The 19045-nt window shown below is 67.4% G+C and carries 17 protein-coding genes; 12 read left to right on the plus strand and 5 right to left on the minus strand.

The window, feature by feature from the left end; all coding sequences use genetic code 11:
- Window positions 1–72: 72 nt before the first annotated feature.
- The 3 genes from HLAC_RS17675 to HLAC_RS03290 all read right to left on the minus strand — a co-directional run bounded on the left by HLAC_RS17675 (window position 73) and on the right by HLAC_RS03290 (window position 2729).
- Window positions 73–240, minus strand: a complete 168-nt coding sequence (locus HLAC_RS17675) for a DUF1059 domain-containing protein (protein WP_079892084.1) — start codon at window positions 238–240, stop codon at window positions 73–75.
- Window positions 241–880: 640 nt separating this feature from the next.
- Window positions 881–1411, minus strand: a complete 531-nt coding sequence (locus HLAC_RS03285) for a PUA domain-containing protein (protein ID WP_012659897.1) — start codon at window positions 1409–1411, stop codon at window positions 881–883.
- 70 nt (window positions 1412–1481) lie between these two features.
- Complete coding sequence (locus tag HLAC_RS03290; protein ID WP_012659898.1) at window positions 1482–2729, minus strand: helix-turn-helix transcriptional regulator; 1248 nt, start codon at window positions 2727–2729, stop codon at window positions 1482–1484.
- Between the two features lie 117 nt (window positions 2730–2846).
- Here HLAC_RS03290 and HLAC_RS03295 point away from each other — a divergent pair, with 117 nt between their 5' ends.
- Window positions 2847–4289 (plus strand): aldehyde dehydrogenase family protein, encoded by a 1443-nt coding sequence (locus HLAC_RS03295; protein ID WP_012659899.1) that lies wholly within the window; start codon window positions 2847–2849, stop codon window positions 4287–4289.
- 65 nt (window positions 4290–4354) lie between these two features.
- On the opposite strand, the gene HLAC_RS03300 is transcribed toward HLAC_RS03295, so the two are convergent.
- On the minus strand, window positions 4355–5290 hold the full coding sequence (locus tag HLAC_RS03300; protein ID WP_012659900.1) for an HD domain-containing protein: 936 nt from the start codon (window positions 5288–5290) through the stop codon (window positions 4355–4357).
- A gap of 414 nt (window positions 5291–5704) precedes the next feature.
- Between HLAC_RS03300 and dapA the strand changes: the two genes are divergently transcribed.
- The 6 genes from dapA to HLAC_RS03330 are packed head-to-tail and all read left to right on the plus strand — an operon-like array spanning window position 5705 to window position 11892.
- Complete coding sequence (gene dapA, locus HLAC_RS03305; protein WP_012659901.1) at window positions 5705–6703, plus strand: 4-hydroxy-tetrahydrodipicolinate synthase; 999 nt, start codon at window positions 5705–5707, stop codon at window positions 6701–6703.
- Window positions 6700–7491, plus strand: coding sequence for a 4-hydroxy-tetrahydrodipicolinate reductase (gene dapB / locus HLAC_RS03310; RefSeq protein WP_012659902.1), 792 nt, complete (start codon window positions 6700–6702; stop codon window positions 7489–7491). Before dapA ends, dapB begins: the two co-directional genes overlap by 4 nt.
- A 57-nt stretch (window positions 7492–7548) precedes the next feature.
- Entirely contained in the window at window positions 7549–8388 is an 840-nt protein-coding gene (locus HLAC_RS03315; RefSeq protein WP_012659903.1) for a 2,3,4,5-tetrahydropyridine-2,6-dicarboxylate N-succinyltransferase, read from the plus strand.
- The gene (lysA, locus tag HLAC_RS03320) at window positions 8385–9746 is read left to right on the plus strand and encodes a diaminopimelate decarboxylase (protein ID WP_012659904.1); all 1362 of its coding nucleotides are present in this window, start codon (window positions 8385–8387) and stop codon (window positions 9744–9746) included. Before HLAC_RS03315 ends, lysA begins: the two co-directional genes overlap by 4 nt.
- The gene (dapF, locus tag HLAC_RS03325; RefSeq protein WP_012659905.1) at window positions 9743–10672 is read left to right on the plus strand and encodes a diaminopimelate epimerase; all 930 of its coding nucleotides are present in this window, start codon (window positions 9743–9745) and stop codon (window positions 10670–10672) included. Before lysA ends, dapF begins: the two co-directional genes overlap by 4 nt.
- Window positions 10669–11892, plus strand: coding sequence for a M20/M25/M40 family metallo-hydrolase (locus tag HLAC_RS03330; RefSeq protein WP_012659906.1), 1224 nt, complete (start codon window positions 10669–10671; stop codon window positions 11890–11892). The genes dapF and HLAC_RS03330 overlap by 4 nt, the downstream gene beginning before the upstream one ends.
- Here HLAC_RS03330 and HLAC_RS03335 read toward each other — a convergent pair.
- Complete coding sequence (locus HLAC_RS03335) at window positions 11889–12386, minus strand: LabA-like NYN domain-containing protein (protein WP_012659907.1); 498 nt, start codon at window positions 12384–12386, stop codon at window positions 11889–11891. The genes HLAC_RS03330 and HLAC_RS03335 overlap by 4 nt on opposite strands.
- A gap of 112 nt (window positions 12387–12498) precedes the next feature.
- On the opposite strand from HLAC_RS03335, the gene HLAC_RS03340 reads away from it, so the two are divergent.
- The 5 genes from HLAC_RS03340 to HLAC_RS03360 are packed head-to-tail and all read left to right on the plus strand — an operon-like array spanning window position 12499 to window position 19023.
- A complete protein-coding gene (locus tag HLAC_RS03340; protein WP_012659908.1) occupies window positions 12499–14439 on the plus strand; it encodes an ABC transporter substrate-binding protein in 1941 nt (646 codons plus the stop codon).
- A gap of 39 nt (window positions 14440–14478) precedes the next feature.
- Entirely contained in the window at window positions 14479–15453 is a 975-nt protein-coding gene (locus HLAC_RS03345) for an ABC transporter permease (protein WP_012659909.1), read from the plus strand.
- Window positions 15454–15468: 15 nt separating this feature from the next.
- Window positions 15469–16653, plus strand: a complete 1185-nt coding sequence (locus HLAC_RS03350; protein ID WP_012659910.1) for an ABC transporter permease — start codon at window positions 15469–15471, stop codon at window positions 16651–16653.
- Window positions 16653–17693: an ABC transporter ATP-binding protein gene (locus tag HLAC_RS03355; protein WP_012659911.1), complete on the plus strand. Its 1041-nt coding sequence runs from the start codon at window positions 16653–16655 to the stop codon at window positions 17691–17693. The genes HLAC_RS03350 and HLAC_RS03355 overlap by 1 nt, the downstream gene beginning before the upstream one ends.
- Complete coding sequence (locus HLAC_RS03360; RefSeq protein WP_012659912.1) at window positions 17686–19023, plus strand: ABC transporter ATP-binding protein; 1338 nt, start codon at window positions 17686–17688, stop codon at window positions 19021–19023. The genes HLAC_RS03355 and HLAC_RS03360 overlap by 8 nt, the downstream gene beginning before the upstream one ends.
- The last annotated feature ends 22 nt before the right edge of the window (window positions 19024–19045 follow it).

A 19045-nucleotide genomic window follows, 5' to 3' on the forward strand; every position in this document is an offset into this window, starting at 1 on the left:
CGGCGTTGGGTGGTGATCGGGCCGTTCGGTGGTTTGATGTGACCTATGTATCGATCAGTACAGCCCCTGGCCTTAGACCTCTGTAATACCCGATCTGATGTTTTCGACGGTTTCGTCGTCCAGTTCGAGTTCGGGGTGCGAACTGTTCGCGTGTTCTTCGGCTTGAGCCATAACCTCCTGTTCAGTCTCGGATTCAATAGTCGCGTTGCACCCGTCTATGGGGCATTCCAGTCTCATCATAGTCCAATCGTAGGTTAGGTGTTACCGCATAATTGGTATTAGGTCTCTAATGGAATATACGCACACTCTACCGGGCCGACTCCACAAATCTCAACGATAATGGCAGGGTTACTGGCGATAGGTTCGCACCCTTCACCTAACGGCTGTTTCAGACGATAATGTGTCTGAAAAATAGGATTTCTACAGAGCCATAAGCAACTGTTGCTAGCGGCGCGATGGCTACCTCTGACGCCTCATTCGGCCACTTATGAGTAATTGACAACGAGTCGGTGGTGAACACCTCCAAAGCCCCAGTCGCCGAGGCGGGCGCACGCTCGTTGCGCGCTTCAGTCGCTCACTCCGTTCGCTCCCTCCAGTGCTTCCGTCGTCATCAGAACGCGAAGCGTTCTGATTGGCTCACGAGAGCACTGCTCTCGTGAACGCCTGCGCTGTCCTCGGCGACTGCCCCTTTGAGTCCCACCCGCACGCACAGCACTGCGCCTCACGCCTCCCCAACCTCGTCGCTGGTACCCGTTCGCTTCGTTCCGGGTACCAGCGACTCCCTCGCGCGGCGCTCCTCGCGGTCGTCGGTGACGACCGCTCGGACGCGCGCGCCACCGCATACGAACCTGAAAACCCGCTTAAAAGTGCTGAGGCCGCACTACTCGTCGGTACCGTTTCCGCCGTCTCCCTCGCTCCCGGCACCGTTCCGCACCTTCACCGCGACGCCGCTCGCGAAGTGCTCGGCCTCGGCGCCGGAGAGCTCGGCCCGTCCGACCGCGAACAGCGCGTCCTCGTCGTCGACGACGAGCACCTCGTCACCGGGGCGGATCCCGTCGTCGGCCGCGGTCACGAACTTCGCGAAGGCGTTGCGCCCCTCCCGGACGAACGGCTCGCTCTCCTCCCCGACGACCATCCGGTGGCACGGGGCCGCGAACCCGTCGCGGATCCGGCGCCCGCCGGCGATTCCGAGGGTGAATCGCCCGTCAGTGCCGTACGAGACGAGCCGGTCGCCCTCCGGGCTCCCGGGGTCGTCGTTCACGTCGCCGACGATCACCTGTCGGGGGCGGCCGCCGCTCGACCGCCGGAGGGTCAGCGTCTCGTCGGGTGGGAACAGCGCGTCGCCCGCGCCCGCGCCGAACTGGTAGTCGGCGCCGGTCCGCAGGTCCGCGAAGGCCGCTTCGTCACTCATACCCCGGCTATCGCGGCCACCCGCAAAGCCGTTGCGACACGGGGCGCGGGCAGTGCGGACCCGTACCGGCTTATCTGGCCTCGCTCTCGCTCGTCGTGAAGTCGGCGGCGACCGCGTCCCCGTCGACGCGCCACCGGTCGGCGAGGTCGCGGTACGCCGCCGGGTCGGTCGCCGCGCTCTCAGGAATCGAGCCGGGCGCGTCGACGTCGAGTTCGTCGGAGTCGGGATGGGCCGCAAGCAGCGCCGCCAGCTCCTCAGCAGCAGGAACGACCGCGCGCACGGACTCAATCCGATAGCCGAGATCGATCGCCGCTGTCAGCCGGTCGACGGCCGTCTCGACGTCCCCCCGCTCGGCCGCGACCCGCCCGAGATCGGCGAGCGCGCGCGCCTCGACGGCAGTGAACCCGTCCGCTTTGGCGTCGCTGGTGTTCTCGTCGTGGCCGCCGCGGCCGGTGGTGCTTCCGGCGGGCTCTGTGCCCTCGGTAGTACGGTCTCCTGTGTCGCCCGCACCGTCGGGCTCCTCGCACCCTCTGTCCCGCGCATCCCGGATCGCCGCGAGCTCGTTCGTCACGTCGTAACCCGCCTTGCAGAGGGTACACACGCGCTCGCGGACCCATTCGACCGCCTCGGTATCGGTCGATTCAGCAATGCCGTGAACACCGCCGTCGTCGTCGAACACGACGAGGACCGCGGTCTCGTCAGCAACGAGACAGCCGACATCGATCCCATCGGCGATAACCACCGCGGCGTCGTCACCGGCCGCGAGCCCGCCCAGCGTGTCGGCGTAGTGCTCTCGAGCGTGGTGGTACGTGCGATCGGTCAGCGCGAGATCGACACTCCCGCCGGCGGCGGCGGTGGATCGGCACCGATCGAGCAGGCGGGGGGACGGGAGCGTGGGAAGCGCGGCGGCGATGCTGTCGGCGTCCGCGAGCACCGCGTCGAGGCGCTCTAAGGGGCGGTACGGATCGGGGGCCGCGGCGCGGTAGGTGTCGGCGTCCCGCAGCGCGGCCGGCGAGAGTGCGATGTCGGGACCGAGCGGGGCGAGCGTCTCGCTCGCGGCGTCGACGTCGGCGGCGACCGTCAGGAATCGTCGGTAGCTCTGAGCGAGCAGTCGTCCGGTCAGGGTCGTCCGGTACCCGTCGGTCTCGCCGGCGACGAGTCCGGCGGCCTCCAGCTCGTCGATCGCGCGGTTAACCGTCGAGCGCGAGTGGTCGAGTTCGTCGACCAACTCGTGTTTCCGGAGTGCCCCCTCGGCGAGCCGTTCGAGGAAGTCGAGCCGGCGCTCGACCACTTCGACGAGTGCTGACGGCGCCTCCATTCGTCACCCACGACTCAGCCCACTCGAATAACTGTTTCCTCGAACACATATTCCGCCGCGGGGTGACACAGTGCACCACCGGATGAGAATATGCGGCTGGACAAGAGGCTATGGCGTATGACCGGGGGTGTAATCGCGAACACAGACGAGGGAGACAGGGTGGCGACAACCGTCGCAGACGCTCGATACGCGGGGGCGCGGCTCGCGGAGCGCGACGCCGCGGCGACGGACCGGATCGTCGAGGCGGTCGGCGAGCGACTGAGCGATCCGGAGACGATCAGCCGACTGGCGCTGGCGGCCGCAAACGAGACACGACGGGGACACTCGGGAGCGAAGACGGAGAAGATCGCGACGGCGGTCGACGGCGCGCGATCGCATCTCCGTGAGACGCCCACCACGGGCGTGATCGGCCGGGACGAGCCGCGGGGCGGGCTCACCGTCGCCCGGCCGGTCGGCGTCGTCGGTGTCGCGGTCCCGGCGACGCACCCGGTGGTCGTCTCCGCTGTCGTGTCGCTGTACGCGCTGGCCGGCCAGAATTCGGTGGTCCTCGCGCCGTCGCCGTCGGCGGTCGAGACCTGCGATATGGCCGTCGAGGAGATCCGGCGAGCGCTTGCGGAGGCGGGCGCGCCCGCAGACGCCGTCTCGATGCTTCCCGCGCCGTCCTCAAAGACCGGAACTGACTCGCTGTTCGAGCGGGTCGACTTCGTCGTCGCGTCCGGCTCCGCGGCGACCGTCGCCGCCGGCCAGCGCTGTGGGACACCCAACATGTGTGCCGGCGCTGACGGGCTCGTTTCCGTCTCCGACGGCTCGGCGTCGATGTCGGCGGTGGCAACGCGGATCGCGGTCGGTGCCACGTACGACTTCGGTGCTCACCCCGCCGCCGACGCCGCCGTGGTGACGGCCGAGGGAACGACAGAACCGCTGATCGCGGCGCTCGAAGACGAAGGCGGATACGTCCTCGACGCGAACGAGTGCGACCGGCTCCGGGACCTGCTGGCGGGCGACGGTACAGAGTTGTCGTCTCCGGTCGGCAACTCACCCAGATGGTTCGCGTCGACGCTCGACCTGCCTCCGGCGGCTGACGCGACGGCCTTCCTGATCGTCGCCGGCGAGAATCTGGGCAAGTATCCGAGCGAGAACGGGGAGCGGAACGAGGATGAAGATGCCGGGGATGACCCGCTCGCGGCGCTTCCGGGGATTCCGGCAGTCACGATACACGCCTGCGAGGGATTCAGCGCCGCGCTGCGGCTGGCGGCCGGGCTGGGCGGATCACATGCCGCTGCGGTCCACACGACGCGACAGGGGCGGGTCCAGCGGGCCGCGGAGCGGCTCGCTCCTGGCCGACTCGTCGTCAACCAGCCGGGCACTGCGGCGGTGGGGTCGGCGCGAAACGGGTTCCCGATCGCGCCGCTCCTCGGGGGCGGGAGCCGCGAGGGGAGTCAGCTCGACGGCGGGCTGACCGCGACAGACCTGATCGAGACGACGAGTGTCTCGGTGACGACGGTCACCGATCGAGCCGCGCACCGGAATGGGGCCGGGGAGACACTTCGAGGGCCGTAGCTACTCTGGTCGCCGTAGCGACTCCGATCGCCGAGAACCGCCGGTGAACGACCCGGAGAACCGTCCTACAGCTCGATCCGGTCGACGATCGACCCGTTGCCGTCGTCGTCGCGGTGGGTGTTGATCGCGACGGTCCGGATCTCGTCTTCCAGCAGCGATCCCTCGATCTTCGCTTTGAGCAGCGAATCGACCTGGTAGACGCCGGCCGCGTTGTTCATCCAGATCACGACCTGCGCCGGGGTCTCCTCGCCCTCACGCAGCGAGACGCGCTCGATCGCTTGCGAGGAGACGGTGTTGATCCCGCGGCCGCCCTCCTCGTAGGGGACCCGCGAGCGCCCGCGCTCCATGTCGAGGCCGTCGGCGATCCGGACGATGCCGGCCTCGCGGGTCAGCGGCTGCTCTTCGGTGTGATGACAGAGGATGGCGTGGAGCACCTCGGCTTTGATCCGGACCTGCTCCGGAACGCCGTAAAACGAGGAGAGGAAGTCGTCGAGGAGGTCGGCCGCGAGCGGGATCGAGTAGTACGGGTGGTCGTGGCGGTGGACGACGTGGCCGATGTCGTGGAGCGTGGCCGCGAGCGCGATGATCACCGACTCGTCGGCCTCGTCGAGCCCCTGCTGGCGAGCGCCGTTGAACTCGACGCCGCCGGCCTTCAGCAGGTCGTACAGCCGGAGCGCGCGGTCCCGGACGATCTCGACGTGTTTCGAGCCGTGGTCGTTGTACCCCTTCCGGTCGACGGGGTTGACGTTCTGCGCCTCCAGGTACGCCGTGATCTCCGGGTCCGACTCGATCCGGTCGAGCATCTCGTTGAGCCGTTCGTCGGGGAAGGCGTGCTCCCGGTCGGGGTGGTACTCGTGGCGATCGGCGTCAGGGCTGATGTCGATATCGGGATTGACGTCGATGTCGGGATCGCGGACCGTGTCGGTTTCGGGATCGCGGACCGTGTCGGACTCGTGGTCTTCGGGATCCGCGTCGACACCGGCGTCGGCGGGGTCGGTCATGGGATAGAAGAAGACGCGGCGGACATATAAATGAATGTCCGTGATCGAGGATTGAGGGCGTTGCCGGCGGGCGACCGCGAGACGTTCATCGAAGCGATGGGGCGCGGCAGAGCGGCAGTTTCCACCCGAGGCGCAATCTATAAGCGAGCCAAAGGCGCATACAGTGGTGTGACCCGACCCGCGTCCGAACGCGGCTCGCCGACGCCGACAGCGACGCGGCTCTTCTCGAAAAAACGCGCGTGAACCGTCCGACGGCGGGAGTGGCGACCCCGTCCCGGACGACCCCCGACCCGCGCGACAGGTACGACGGTCACCGGCGATCCGCGATCGACGGTGACCCGCGGCAGACATCGACCCGTGACAGGCTCTGACCCGCGACACGCAGCGACCCACGCGACACACCCACGACACACCATGACGGACACCACCACCACGACACCCTACGCGACGCAGGACGAGACGGACCGAGAGACGACCGACGAGCCCTTCGAGGGCGTCTACCCGGCGATGACGACCCCGTTCACGGACGACGACGAGGTCGATCACGAGCAGCTCGCCGCCAACGCCCGCTACCTCGAACGCGCCGGCGTCGACGGCGTGGTCCCCGTCGGCTCCACCGGCGAGTCGGCGACAATGAGCCACGACGAGCACGTCGACGTGATCGAGACGGTCCGCGACGCCCTCGAAGACGTGCCGGTGGTCGCCGGAACCGGGTCGAACAACACCGCCGAGGCGCTCTCGCTGTCCGAGCGCGCCGCCGATGCGGGGGCCGACGGCCTCCTCCTCATCTCCCCGTACTACAACAAGCCCGAACCGCAGGGCTTTCTGGAGCACTACCGGACGATCGCCGACGAAGTCGATCTCCCGCAGATCGTCTACAACGTCCCGAGCCGGACGGGCCAATCGATCCCCATCGACGTGACCGTCGAGCTCGCCGAACACCCGAACATCCAGGGGTACAAGGCTGCCTCCGGCGACCTCAACCTCATCAGCGAGGTGATAGAGCGCACCCGCGACGAGGAGTTCTCCGTGCTCTCCGGCGACGACGGGCTCACCCTGCCCGTGCTCTCGATCGGCGGCACCGGCACCATCAGCGTCGTCGGCAACGTCGAGCCGGAACGCTCCTGCGCGATGGTCGGCGCCGCGCTCTCGGGCGATTACGACCGCGCGCGGGCGCTCCACCACGAGCTCTCGCCGCTCGTCCGCGAACTGTTCGCCGAGACGAATCCGATCCCGGTGAAGGAGGCGATGCACATCCGCGGGCGGGGCGGCCCGAGCGTGCGCTCGCCGCTCAGTCGGCTCTCCGAGGACCGGCGCGAGATCCTCCAAGAGCTGCTGGCCGAGTACGACGGGGGCGCGCCCGGAGCCGTCGATCCGGAGGCTGTCGAGCCCACGGCGGGGGACGCCGAATGAGCGGCGACTCCTTGTCTATCGCCGTCACCGGCGCCGGCGGTCGGATGGGCCGTGAAGTGATCTCGGCCGCCGCCGACCGCGAGGGCGTCGCCGTTTCAGTCGCGGTCAACCGCACCCCGACCGACCCCGTGGCGGGGGTCGCAGTCGAGGACGCCGACCGCCTCGACGAGCTGCTCGCGGCCGCGGAACCCGACGCGCTCGTCGACTTCACCGGTCCCGAATCGGCGGTCGCGTACGCCGAGATCTGTGCGGACGCGGGCGTGGCGATGGTCACGGGGACAACCGGGTTCGCGGACGCGCAGCTCGACGGCCTCCGGGCCGCAAGCAAGGCGGTACCCGTGCTCAAGGCGTCGAACTTCGCGCGCGGCGTCGCCGCGCTCCGGCGCGCGGTCCGCGAGGCCGCCGCCGCGCTCCCCGGTTACGACGTGGAGCTGACGGAGACGCACCACAACGCCAAGCGCGACGCCCCCTCGGGCACCGCGAAGTCGATCCTCGACGACGTGGAGTCTGTCCGCGACGACCTCGACGAGCGCGTCCACGGGCGCGAGGGCGACGCGCCGCGCGAGTCGAACGAGATCGGCGTCCACGCCCGACGCGCGGGCGACGTGACCGGCGAGCACGAGGTGCTGTTCGCCGGCAATCGCGAGGCGGTCGAGCTCACTCACCGCGCCGGCGACCGCGGCGTGTTCGCCGAGGGGGCGCTCGACGCCGCCGACTGGCTCGCCGACCGCGAGCCCGGCTGGTACGCGTTCGGCGACGTGCTGGACGCCGGCGGCGCCGGAGAATAATTACCGGACATACGCACATCGACGAATAAATACCGACACTCATCTATACACCATCCAATGACGCTTGAAGCCGACGTATCCGATCTGTGGGACCGCTATCAGGACGGGCTGACCGCCGCCGACGCGACGGCCGAGGACGCCGCCGTCGTCGACGAGTTCCTCGCCGCGCTGGAGGCCGGCGAGGTCCGCGCCGCCGAGAAGACCGGCGACGACGTAACCACGTGGGAGGCCAACGAGTGGGTCAAGCGCGGCATTCTGCTGAACTTCGGCCTGCGCGAGACCGAGGCCCGCGAGTACGGCGGCGTGACCTACCACGACGTACTCCCGCTGCGCGATACCGCCGACCTCGGCGAGCGCGGCACCCGAAACACGCCGGACGGCACCGCGATCCGCCGGGGCGCGTACCTCGGCAGCGACTGCATCATGATGAGCCCCTCGTTCGTCAACATGGGGGCGTACGTCGGCGACGGCACGCTCGTCGACTCGTGTGACACGGTCGGCTCCTGCGCCCAACTCGGCGAGAACGTCAAGCTCGGCGCCAACACGCTGATCGGCGGCGTCCTCGAACCGGTCGAGGACGCGCCGGTGATCGTTGAGGACGGCGTCTCGCTCGGCGCCGGCTGTCGAGTCACGAGCGGGTTCCGCGTCGGCGAGAACTCGATCGTCGGCGAGAACACCCTGCTTACCCCCCGAATCCCCGTCTACGATCTCGTCGAGGAGGAGGTCATCTACGGCCACCTCCCGGCCGAGCGCCGGGCGTTCACCCGGATGGTCGAGTCGTCGGTCGGCGACCACGACCTCTTCGAGGGCGGCGCGTACAAGCCCGCGGTCGTCGCGACTCACGTCGAGGAGGAGACGCTGGAGGCGACGCAGCGAGAGGACGCGCTCCGGGAATGAGCGACAACGACGCGGCCGCTGAATCCCCTCTGAGTCCCTCGGTCCGGCGCGTGAGCGACTGGGACGCCGACCGTCTCGCTGGCCTCGCGGTCGAACACGGCACCCCCCTCTACGTGCAGGACCTCGACCGCGTCCGCGAGAACAGCGAGCGCCTGCGCGAGGCCTTTCCGGACGCCGACGTGCGGTACGCGGTGAAGGCCCACACCGGTCGGGCCGTGCTGGAGGCCGTCCGCGAGGCGGGCCTCGACGCCGAGTGTGCCTCTGCCGGCGAGGTGGACCGCGCGCTCGCAGCCGGCTTCGGCGGCGATCGCCTCCACTACACCGCGGTCAACCCGCCCGCCCGCGACCTCGATTACGTCGTCGGCGTCGCCGAGGCGGAGCCGGACCTCACGATCACTGTCGGCGCGGTCGACACCCTCGACCGGCTGGCCGAGCGAGGCTACGACGGGCGGGTCTGCGTCCGAGTGAACCCCGGCGTCGGCGCGGGCCACCACGAGAAGGTCCGGACCGGCGGCGCGGCGAAGTTCGGGATCCCATACGACCGGGCCGCCGAGGCAACGCGAGACGCGGCCGAGCGCTTCGACGTGGTCGGAATCCACGCGCACGCTGGCTCCGGGATCGACCCGGACCAGCTCGACAGCCACCGCGAGATGGTGACACGGATGGGCGGACTGGCGCGGGATCTGACCGACCCGGACGAGGGCGGCGTGGCCCCCGTCGACATCGAGTACGTCGATGTCGGCGGCGGCTTCGGCGTCCCTTATAAAGAGGACGCGCCGGCGCTCGACCTACCGGCGGTCGCCGAGGCGACGCGGGAGGCGGTCGCGCCGCTCCCTGCGGGTGTCGATCTCGCGATCGAGCCCGGGCGGTACGTCGTCGCCGACGCGGGCGTCCTCCTGACGCGCGTCAACACCGTGAAGCCAACGCCGGACGAGCGCGTCGTCGGCGTCGACGCCGGGATGACGGACCTGCTGCGCCCGGCGATGTACGACGCCTACCACCCGATCCGGAACCTCGGGGGCGGGCGAGAGAGCGACGGGAGCGATGCCCCCGCCATCGACGACCGGTCGGCAACCCCTGTCACGGTCGCCGGACCTATCTGTGAGACCGGCGATACGCTCTGTACAGACCGAGCGCTCGCCGACCCGGTACGCGGGGACCTCCTCGCGGTCGGGATCGCGGGCGCGTACGGATACGAAATGGCAACCCAATACAACTCACGACCGCGGCCGCCGGAGGTCGCACTCGACGACGGGACTGCAGCGATCGTCCGCCGCCGGGAGACACTCGACGACCTGACGACGGTCGAGCGGGACGCGAACCGGAACCGAGCCGACCGAACGGAGGCGGGCCGATGAGCACCCACGCCGTCCCGTTCGAGAAGTACCACGGTACGGGGAACGACTTCCTCGTCGTCGACGCGGACGCTGAGGTCGTCGGCGACCGCGCGGCCTTCGCGCGCACCCACTGTGACCGCGAGACTGGTGTCGACGGGGGGGATTTCGACGCCGAGAGAAATGAGGAATCCACCGGCCGACGCGGCGCCGACGGCGTCCTCTTTCTCAGCGTCGAGGAGCGGTTCAACCCCACCCGCGTCGTGATGACGCTGGTCCAGCCCGACGGCTCCACGGCGACAATGTGCGGCAACGGCGCGCGCGTCGTCGCGCTGTGGGCCCACGACCGGACGGGCGACCGCGAGTTCATGATCGACACGCAGGCCGGTACCCGACGCGCCTCCGTGAACGCGGACGCGACCGCGGCCACCATCGAAATGGGCGAGCCGACGTTCGACCCTGCGCGCGTCCCCCTCGCCCGTGACGAGCCGCTGATCGACGAGCCGGTCGAGGGGCTAACCGTTACCGCCGTCAACACCGGGGTCCCGCACGCGGTGGCGTTCGTCGACGGCGGTCGCAGCGACCCCGACGGGATCGACTCGGTCGATCTCGACGCGGTCGCGCCTCCCGTCCGTCACGCCGACGTGTTCCCCGAGGGCGCGAACGTAAACCTCGCGAGCGTCGTCGACGACGGAAGTGGTGACGGTCCCGCCCTCATCGACCAGCGCACCTTCGAGCGCGGCGTCGAGGGCGAGACCCGCTCTTGTGGTACCGGCGCGGTCGCGGTCGTCGCGGCCGCGCGACGACTCGGCCTGATCGACGGCGAATCGGCCGTCAGCCGGCCGCCGGGCGGCGACCTCGAAGTTACGGTACCGGACCGCGGCCACGCGACCCTGACCGGTCCCGTCGCCCGCGAGTACGAGGGGACGCTCCCGGCCGACCCGCGATGAGCGGGGCGGCGTTCGACTCGGTCTCGTTCTTGGAGCAGGCGGTTCAGACCCCCTCTCACGAGTCAGTCGACGAGATGCGCGAGTTCGTCGTCGAAACGCTCGACCAGTTCGGGGCCGAAAGTGAGGTCGTCGCGGGCGGGTGCGTGCTCGCGAAGAAGTACTCGGACGCGCCCGGCGAGGGGCCGCATCTCGTGTTGAACACCCATCTCGACACGGTGACGCCGCACGTCCCGTTCGAGCGGGGCGAGGCGCACGAGGACGAGCGGGCTGACTCCGTCTCCGACGACGGTCCCGGTGACGTGATCCGCGGCCGCGGCGCCTGCGACGCGAAGGGACCGCTCGCGGCGCTTCTCTCGGGATTCCTCGCGGCCGATCCGGAACGCGGGCGGATCACGCTGGCGCTCACCCCGGACGAGGAGTCGCTGTCGCTCGGTGCGGCAGCGCTCACCGGGCGCTCGCCCGGGACCGAAGACCGGCTCAACGGCGACCTGTTCCTGGTCGGTGAGCCGACGAGTCTCGACGCCTGCACCGCCGCAAAGGGGCGGTTTCAGGGGACCGTGGAGCTGTCGGGAACCGCCGCCCACGCCGCGGAGTTCGCGGGAGCGAACGCAGTCGCGGCCGCCGAGGGCGCGCTCGCGGCGATCCGGACCTTCGACGACGGCGCCGACGAACACCCGCAGCTCGGCCCGCCGAAGCTCACGCCGACCGTCATCGAGGGCGGCGGCGCAACGAATCAGGTGCCCGCGGACTGTGAGATCACCGCCGATCGACGGAGTGTCCCCCCGGAGACAGCGGAGGGGTTCCGATCGTCGCTTGCGGACGCCGTTCGGGAGTCGACACCGAAGGACATCGGCGTCGCGGTCGCGCTGACGGACCGCGAGTCGCCGTTCTTCGAGGCGTTCTCGACGGACCCGGACCACGAACTGGTGGGAGCGGTCGCGAACGCGGCCCGGATCGCGGCCGACTCGACCGGAATCCTGGCCGACCGCGGCGGCGCTGTTCGTCCCTTCGGCGCGGCGACGGAGGCGTCGTACTTCGCGCCCGCGCCGACGGTGGTGTTCGGCCCCGGTGACCTCGCTGACAACGCTGGGGCGGTCGCGCACGCCGAGCGGGAGTACGTCCGGGTCCGAGAGGTGGAGGCGGCCGCGAAGACCGTCGAACGGTCGATCGCGGCGCTACTCGGTGACGCGGGTGCGACGGCAGCTGATGACGCCGTCTAGAGAAGGAACGTCTCCTCGTGTTCCGCGAGGTCGACGAAGTCGTCGGCGGCGTCGATCAGCTCGTCGGCGGCGGAGTTGCCGAACCCCATCGCCTCAACCCGAACACCCTCGTGACGGAGATGCGAGCAGAGCCGGGCAAAGTCGCCGTCGCCGGTGCAGATCACGACCGTGTCGACGTGACTCGCGAGCGAGACGGCGTCGAGGCTCATCCCGAGGTCCCAGTCGGCCTTCTTCGAGCCGTCAGCGAACGTTTTGATCTCCTTAATCTTCGTCTCGAAGCCGATGTCGCGCAGCGCCTCGAAGAAGCTCTCTTCCTCGGGGGAGTCCGCTCGGATCACGTATGCGATGGCCCGGACAAGCGATCGGTCGTTAACCGCCTCCTCAAGCAGCCCCGAATAGTCGATATTCCGGGAGTAAACGCTCTGTGCGGAGTGATACAGGTTCTGTGAGTCGGCAAGCACCGCGACGCGCTGATCGGGATGAATTTCGGTCATACACTCCGTTTGACGCGATGGGTTAGGGGTTTTGGGATCCGTCTGTCAGTCATGTCACCGAAGATGTTCGAATATCTGAAGTTTTTTGTATACCCACTTGTTGCATGATGGTATGTTACGTCGACACACTGACGGAACCGACGACAACAGCCGCCACATCGGTCGGCGGCAATGGCTCTCCGCACTCGGCATCGCCGGCGTCGCGACGCTGGCCGGCTGTTCCGGAAACGAGGGGGACGGCGGAGACGGAAGCGACGGCAGCGACGGCGGAAATGGAAGCGACGGCAGCGACGGAAGTGACGGAAGCGACGGCAGCGACGGCGGCAACAGCGTTGAAGTCGGCAATTTCCCACAGTTCGGCGTCGATGACCTGTACGGCGAGGAAGTCGCTCGCAACCTCGCGCGGCAGGCATTCGAGCAGTCCGAGTACGACTACAGCTTCGACGGCGGCGATCTGATCACCCCCGAGGGCGATCAGGTCGAAATCGATATCTATCACAGCGCGGGACAGGAGACCTCACAGCTCACCGCCGAATTCATCGCCCAGGAGCTCGGCAACAATCTCGGCATCAACGTCGTCGTTGAGGCGATCGATGGTACCCGGTTCAACAACGAGTACTGGACCGCCGAGCCGCAGGGTGGCACCGATACGGTCAACGGCGAGGATGTCGAGTGGGCGAACCCGACGCCGCAGAACCCCGGCCCGCAGTCGGTCACGAGCAACGAGCCGTGGGACATGTCGATCGTGTTCGGGCTGAACACCTACCCGCTCAACCCGCTGACGAACGAGGTGTTCTTCGACGGCCCCAACTCCTTTTATAACCCCGTTGGCTACTACCCCGAGTTCGACGCCACCGGGCTGTTCGAGGAGGCCCGACAGGCGACGAGCCGCGACGAGCTTCGCGAATCGTTTGTCGAGATCTTCGAGAACCTCGCCCAAGAGCAGCCGTACATCACGCTGCTTTTCAGCGACGATCTGGTCGGCTACAACCCCGACCTGAACGGCCCCATCGAGAACTTCTCGAACGGCTGGGACCTGCCCGCGTGGCACTTCAACGACCCGAGCGTCTCCGGTTCCTACGACACCGTCACGTCGGCCGGGTTCACGACTTTGAACCCGCTGTACAATACCGAAAACGGCGCTGGGAACGCGATCGCTCGCGCACTCGATCAGGGGTACACCTTCGACGAGAATCAGGAGTACTTCCCGCTCCTGTACGACATGTCCACCGAGGACGGCAAGGTGTGGACGTTCGAGGTCCGCGAGAACCTCCAGTTCAGCGAGCCGTACGGACAGGTCACGGCGGAGGACTTCGTCTACCTGATTCAGGAGCTCCACCAGAGCGAGTGGGCGAATACGGCGGCGTCGGCCAGCTGGGACGGCGTCGAGGTCGAACAGACCGGCGAGTTCGAGTTCCAGGCCACCCTCGAAACCGCCAATCTCCTGTGGCCCGAGACGTACGACCCGCTGCTGTACCCGATCCCGCGCGACCTCGTCGAGCCGTACGTTGAGGAGGAGGACGTCGACGGGCTCGAACAGGACGAGGAACTGCTCGAACTCCAGTTCACCGGGAATCTCGGCGCGTTCACGCTCGACGAGTGGAATCGCGGTTCCGGGACTCAATACACCCGTAACGACGAGTACTACCTCCGCGACATCAACGAGGGGCCGGACCTGTTCTCTGAGGGGCCGCTGTTCGAGGAGGCCTCGATCAGCGTCGTCGAGGAGCAAGCGTCCCGACTCGGCGCGTTAGAGACCGGGGAGGCCGACTCCGCGGCGATCCCGCCGGAGCAGTTCGAGTCGTACGACGAAGACGAAAATGTGACTGTGCGAAAGATCCCCACACCGTACAACATGATCATCTCCGTGAACCAGCGCGATAACGGCTGGCAGAGCGGGCCGGGGAACCTGTTTCAGATCACCGAGTTCCGGCAGGCGGTGGCGGCGGCGGTCAGCAAACAGCAGCTCATCGATGGCGTCTACCGCGGGCTCGCATCGACGCACTTCACCTGGCAGCCCCGCTGGTCCGAGTTCTACCCGGGCGACGAGTAGCGTCCACTGTCGCCTCTCTCACGTTATCACACATATCACATGGGATTTGGAAGATACGTTACCGCTCGCGTTCTCTGGGCCGGAGTGGTATCGCTCATCATCACGACGATCACGTTCTTCCTCGTCTCCGCCGCGCCGAATCCGGCGGTCCAAGAGGCGGCGACGCAGGCCGCGCTACAGGGCGGCGACCCGGCCGCGGCCGCCGAGCGAGCGCGCGAACTCCGCGGGCTCGATCAGCCTCTGTACGTTCGGTACATGGACTTCATCGAAGGCGTCTACACGCTCGACTGGGGCTGGTCTCGGAGCCGAAGTCAGCCCGTGACGCAGGCGCTGGGCGAGGGGCTCTACTACACCGCACAGTACTCCGTGCCGTGGACGATTCTGACGGTCCTGATCGGTCCGGTAGTCGGCGTCTACTCCGCGGCGAACATGTACTCTTGGAAGGACCACGCCGCGACCGGGTTCGCGTTCTTCGGGTACGCCATCCCGAACTTCTTTTTCGGGATCATCCTGCTTTTGATCTTCGGCGTCTGGCTGGAGGTTATCCCGATCGTGTACAACACGGACGTGTCGGTGTTCAGCGTACAGAACGCCGTGCAGCTGTCGGTACCGGTGTTCGTGCTGGTCACCGGATCGATCGGCGCGGTCATGCGCGTGTCGCGCAACGAGTCGGCGGAGTTCCAGAACGCCGAGTTCATGAAGACGGCGAAGGCCAAGGGCGTCTCGCCGCTGCGCGCGTACGCGTACCACGTCATGCGGCCGACGCTCGTGCCGCTGTCGACGACCCTCGTCGGACAGCTGCTGGCGCTGTTCCTCGGGTCGTCGCTGCTCGTAGAGGTCGTGTTCGGCATCCCCGGGATCGGCCGAGTGACGTACAACGCACTGATCGCGCAGGACACGAACCTCCTGTTGGGCTCGACGCTGGCGTTCACGTTTATCGCCGTGATCGGGAACCTCTTGGAGGACCTCGTGTTCACGGTGCTCGATCCGCGGATCAGCTTCGACGACAGATAACTTGAGGACACAGACATGGCAACACAGAAACCGGAACGATTCGATCAGGTCGACTGGAACAACATCTCACGGTCGCGGTGGTTCGACCTGTCGATCAACAGCATCGGCATGCTCGCCACTGCGGTTCCGCTCCTGTTGGTCGCGCTGTCTGACTGGCAGATCCTCGACGAACGGACGCCGACGCTCGAGCCCATCGGTCTGGAATGGGACATTGGGACCGTCGATTACCTGTTCATCTTCACGTTGCTGCTGTTCGCGTTCTACATCGTCTTGCCGCTGTTCCAGAACCCGCGGCGGACGAAGTACTACTGGCGAGAGTTCAAGCGCAACCGGCCGGCGGTCGTGAGCCTCGGCTGGCTCGCGATCGTGTTCGTCGGAGGGATCGTCGGGCCGTTCTTCATCAGTGCACCCGAACAGAGCATCCTCACCGGCTACCAGCCCCCCGTCTTCCTCTCGATCGATCAGTCGTACGTCTCGACGTGCGTCGGCGAGATAGCTACCGGCCAGTGTCACGGGACGTGGCAACACCCCCTCGGCACGACGGCCGGCGGGAAAGATATCTTCGCGGGGATCGTTCACGGGATGACGATCAGCATGCAGATCGGCTTCATCACGACGACGATCGTGGCCTCGATCGGCATCACCTTCGGGACGGTCAGCGCGTACGCCGGCGGCTGGGCCGACGAGTTGATGATGCGGTTCGTCGACATCGTGCTCTCGTTCCCGACGCTTTTGATGTTCCTGCTCATCCTCTACATCTACGGCGCCGGGCTCGGGATGTTCATCCTCGTCTTCGCGGCGTTCGCGTGGGGCGGCACCGCGCGGTACGTCCGCAGCAAGTCGCTGTCGATCTCCGAAGAGGAGTTCATCAAGGCGAACCGGATCAGCGGCGCGAGCACCTATCGCGTCGTGAGACGCCACGTCGTTCCAAACGCGGCCAGCAGCATCATCACGCAGCTCACGCTGCTCATTCCGGGATTCCTGCTCGCCGAGGCGCAGCTCGCGTTCCTCGGGCTCGGCGATTCCACGATCCCCTCGTGGGGCCAGCTCATCTCGGCCGGCCGGAGCGATCTCTCGTTCGCGCCGTGGATCGTCTTGGTGCCCGGTATCGTGCTGTTCTTGACCATTCTGGCGTTCAACTTCCTCGGTGACGCGCTGCTAGACGCCTTAAACCCCGAAGCGGAGGCGGAGAGCGCATAATGTCTACCCCACTGCTCGAGGTCGAAGACCTCACGACGACGTTCAGCACCGACAACGGAGACCTCACGGCCGTCGACGGCGTCGACTTCGTCGTCGACGAGGGGGAGACCGTCTGTATCGTCGGGGAGTCGGGCTCCGGAAAGACCGTCGCGACCGAGTCGATCACACGGATCGTCAAGGAGCCGCCGGGCCGCGTCGAGGGAACGGTCCGGTTCAAGGGTCGCGACCTGATGGCGATGTCCGACGAAGAGCTCCGTCAGATCCGCGGAAACGGGATCGCGCACATCTTCCAGAACCCACAGGAGGCGATGAACCACTGTTACACCGTGGGGTGGCAGATCGCCGAGGCGCTCCAGATCCACCAAGACGTTTCGGACGAAGCGGCGCGGGCACGGGCCGTCGACCTACTCGACCGGGTCGGGATCGCCAACGCGAGCGCACGCTTCGACGATTATCCCCACGAGTTCTCCGGCGGCCAGAAACAGCGCGTGATGATCGCGATGGCGCTCGTGGGCGATCCCGACCTGCTGATCGCCGACGAGCCGACGACGGCGCTCGACGTGACGGTGCAAGCGCAGATACTCAAGCTGCTCGACGAGCTCCAAGACGAGTTCGACATGGGGATCCTCTTTGTGACCCACGATCTCGGAGTGGTCGCGCAGATCGCCGACCGAATCGTGGTGATGTACGCCGGGAAGGTGATGGAGCGCGGTGGGGTGCTCGACATCTTCGAGCATCCGGCGCACCCGTACACCCAGCAGCTGCTGAACTGCGTCCCGGAGATCGGCGGGAACGAGGGCGGGATACCCGGCACGCTGCCGAGCCCACACGACCCGCCGGATGGCTGTCGGTTCGCGCCGCGGTGTTCGTACGCGGAGCAGGCGTGTCGGACCGGCGGACAGCCCGAGGAGTGTGAGGTGAGTCCCAGTCAGCGAGTCTCCTGTATCCACTACCGCGACGGTCGCGATCCGTCCATGCTCCGCGAGAACACCCCGGGCGCCGAGCAGGGCTCGAACGAGGTGAGCTCGGCAGATGACTGACGAGCCGATACTCTCGGTCCGGGATCTGAAGAAACACTATCCGCTCCGGAAGGGGATCTTCAACCGGCAGGTCGGCGCCGCGAAGGCGGTCGACGGGATCAGCTTCGACATCGCGTCCGGCGAGACGCTGGGGCTGGTCGGCGAGTCCGGCTGCGGGAAGTCAACCGCCGCGAGTTCCGTCATCCGCTTGGAGGAGCCGACTGCCGGCGAGGTCGTGTTCAACGGAAACGGCCGGGGCGGTGCGACCCGCAACCCGGATGGCACCCACCCGAACGACGTGACCAAGTTTTCCGACGCGGAGCTCAAGCGATTCCGCCGCGGGGCCCAGATGATCTTCCAAGATCCGGCGTCGAGCTTCGACCCGCGGATGACGGTCGGCAGCGCGGTCGCGGAGATGCTCGAGATCCACGGAATGTCGGACCGTCACCGGCGGCGGGCGATCGTCGAGGACCTGCTCGAACGCGTCGGGCTCTCCGCGGTGGATTACGACCGATACCCCCACGAGTTCTCCGGCGGCCAGAAACAGCGGATCGCGCTGGCCCGGGCACTCGTGTTGAACCCGGATCTCATCATCGCCGACGAGCCCGTCTCGGCGCTCGACGTGTCGATCCAAGCGGAGATCCTCTCGCTCATCGACGACCTCCAAGCGGAGTTCGACCTCTCGATGTTGTTCATCAGCCACGATATGTCCGTGATCCGCCGGATCTGTGACCGTGTCGCGGTGATGTACCTCGGTGAAATTGTCGAGGTCGGGCCGACCGACGAGATCTTCGCCGACCCGCAACACCCCTACACCGAGGCGTTGCTGTCGTCGATCCCGACGCCGGATCCGCGGTCGAGCGTCGGCGGGATCGAACTCACCGGCACGGTACCGAGCCCGACGAATCCGCCGAGCGGCTGCCGGTTCCACACGCGGTGTCACCGCGTCATCCAGCCGGAGGGGATCGACATCGACCAGTCCGACTGGCGCGGGATACTGAACTTCCGCGATCGCGTCGCCGCCGGTCAGGTCGATGTCGAGAGCATCCGGGAGAACATCGTCGTCGAGGGGGGTGCGGCGAGCGACAACGATGTGAGAGAACAGCTCCGCAAAGAGTTCGACATCGGTGAACGGCTCGACGATCCCGAGATCGAAGATACCCTCCGGGAGGTGATCGACCGACTCCTCGCTCGCGACGACGAGGAGGCGGCAGAGCTGCTCTCGGATCGGTTCAGTACCCCGTGCGCGGAGACGACTCCGGAGCGAACCGTTCACGCTGAGGGACACGAATCGGCGTGTCTCCGCCACGAGTCGGAGCATGTGGTCGCGGCGAGTCCGATCGACGGCTGACGCCGGGACCGCGCCCCGTCGC

The sequence above is a fragment of the Halorubrum lacusprofundi ATCC 49239 genome (assembly GCF_000022205.1).
Classification (GTDB): domain Archaea; phylum Halobacteriota; class Halobacteria; order Halobacteriales; family Haloferacaceae; genus Halorubrum; species Halorubrum lacusprofundi.

Coding starts and splice junctions, on each gene's coding strand:
- HLAC_RS17675 (WP_079892084.1), bottom strand. CDS start 240: ATGATGAGACTGGAATGCCCCATAGACGGGTGCAACGCGACTATTGAA.
- HLAC_RS03285 (WP_012659897.1), bottom strand. CDS start 1,411: ATGAGTGACGAAGCGGCCTTCGCGGACCTGCGGACCGGCGCCGACTAC.
- HLAC_RS03290 (WP_012659898.1), bottom strand. CDS start 2,729: ATGGAGGCGCCGTCAGCACTCGTCGAAGTGGTCGAGCGCCGGCTCGAC.
- HLAC_RS03295 (WP_012659899.1), top strand. CDS start 2,847: ATGACCGGGGGTGTAATCGCGAACACAGACGAGGGAGACAGGGTGGCG.
- HLAC_RS03300 (WP_012659900.1), bottom strand. CDS start 5,290: ATGACCGACCCCGCCGACGCCGGTGTCGACGCGGATCCCGAAGACCAC.
- dapA (WP_012659901.1), top strand. CDS start 5,705: ATGACGGACACCACCACCACGACACCCTACGCGACGCAGGACGAGACG.
- dapB (WP_012659902.1), top strand. CDS start 6,700: ATGAGCGGCGACTCCTTGTCTATCGCCGTCACCGGCGCCGGCGGTCGG.
- HLAC_RS03315 (WP_012659903.1), top strand. CDS start 7,549: ATGACGCTTGAAGCCGACGTATCCGATCTGTGGGACCGCTATCAGGAC.
- lysA (WP_012659904.1), top strand. CDS start 8,385: ATGAGCGACAACGACGCGGCCGCTGAATCCCCTCTGAGTCCCTCGGTC.
- dapF (WP_012659905.1), top strand. CDS start 9,743: ATGAGCACCCACGCCGTCCCGTTCGAGAAGTACCACGGTACGGGGAAC.
- HLAC_RS03330 (WP_012659906.1), top strand. CDS start 10,669: ATGAGCGGGGCGGCGTTCGACTCGGTCTCGTTCTTGGAGCAGGCGGTT.
- HLAC_RS03335 (WP_012659907.1), bottom strand. CDS start 12,386: ATGACCGAAATTCATCCCGATCAGCGCGTCGCGGTGCTTGCCGACTCA.
- HLAC_RS03340 (WP_012659908.1), top strand. CDS start 12,499: ATGTTACGTCGACACACTGACGGAACCGACGACAACAGCCGCCACATC.
- HLAC_RS03345 (WP_012659909.1), top strand. CDS start 14,479: ATGGGATTTGGAAGATACGTTACCGCTCGCGTTCTCTGGGCCGGAGTG.
- HLAC_RS03350 (WP_012659910.1), top strand. CDS start 15,469: ATGGCAACACAGAAACCGGAACGATTCGATCAGGTCGACTGGAACAAC.
- HLAC_RS03355 (WP_012659911.1), top strand. CDS start 16,653: ATGTCTACCCCACTGCTCGAGGTCGAAGACCTCACGACGACGTTCAGC.
- HLAC_RS03360 (WP_012659912.1), top strand. CDS start 17,686: ATGACTGACGAGCCGATACTCTCGGTCCGGGATCTGAAGAAACACTAT.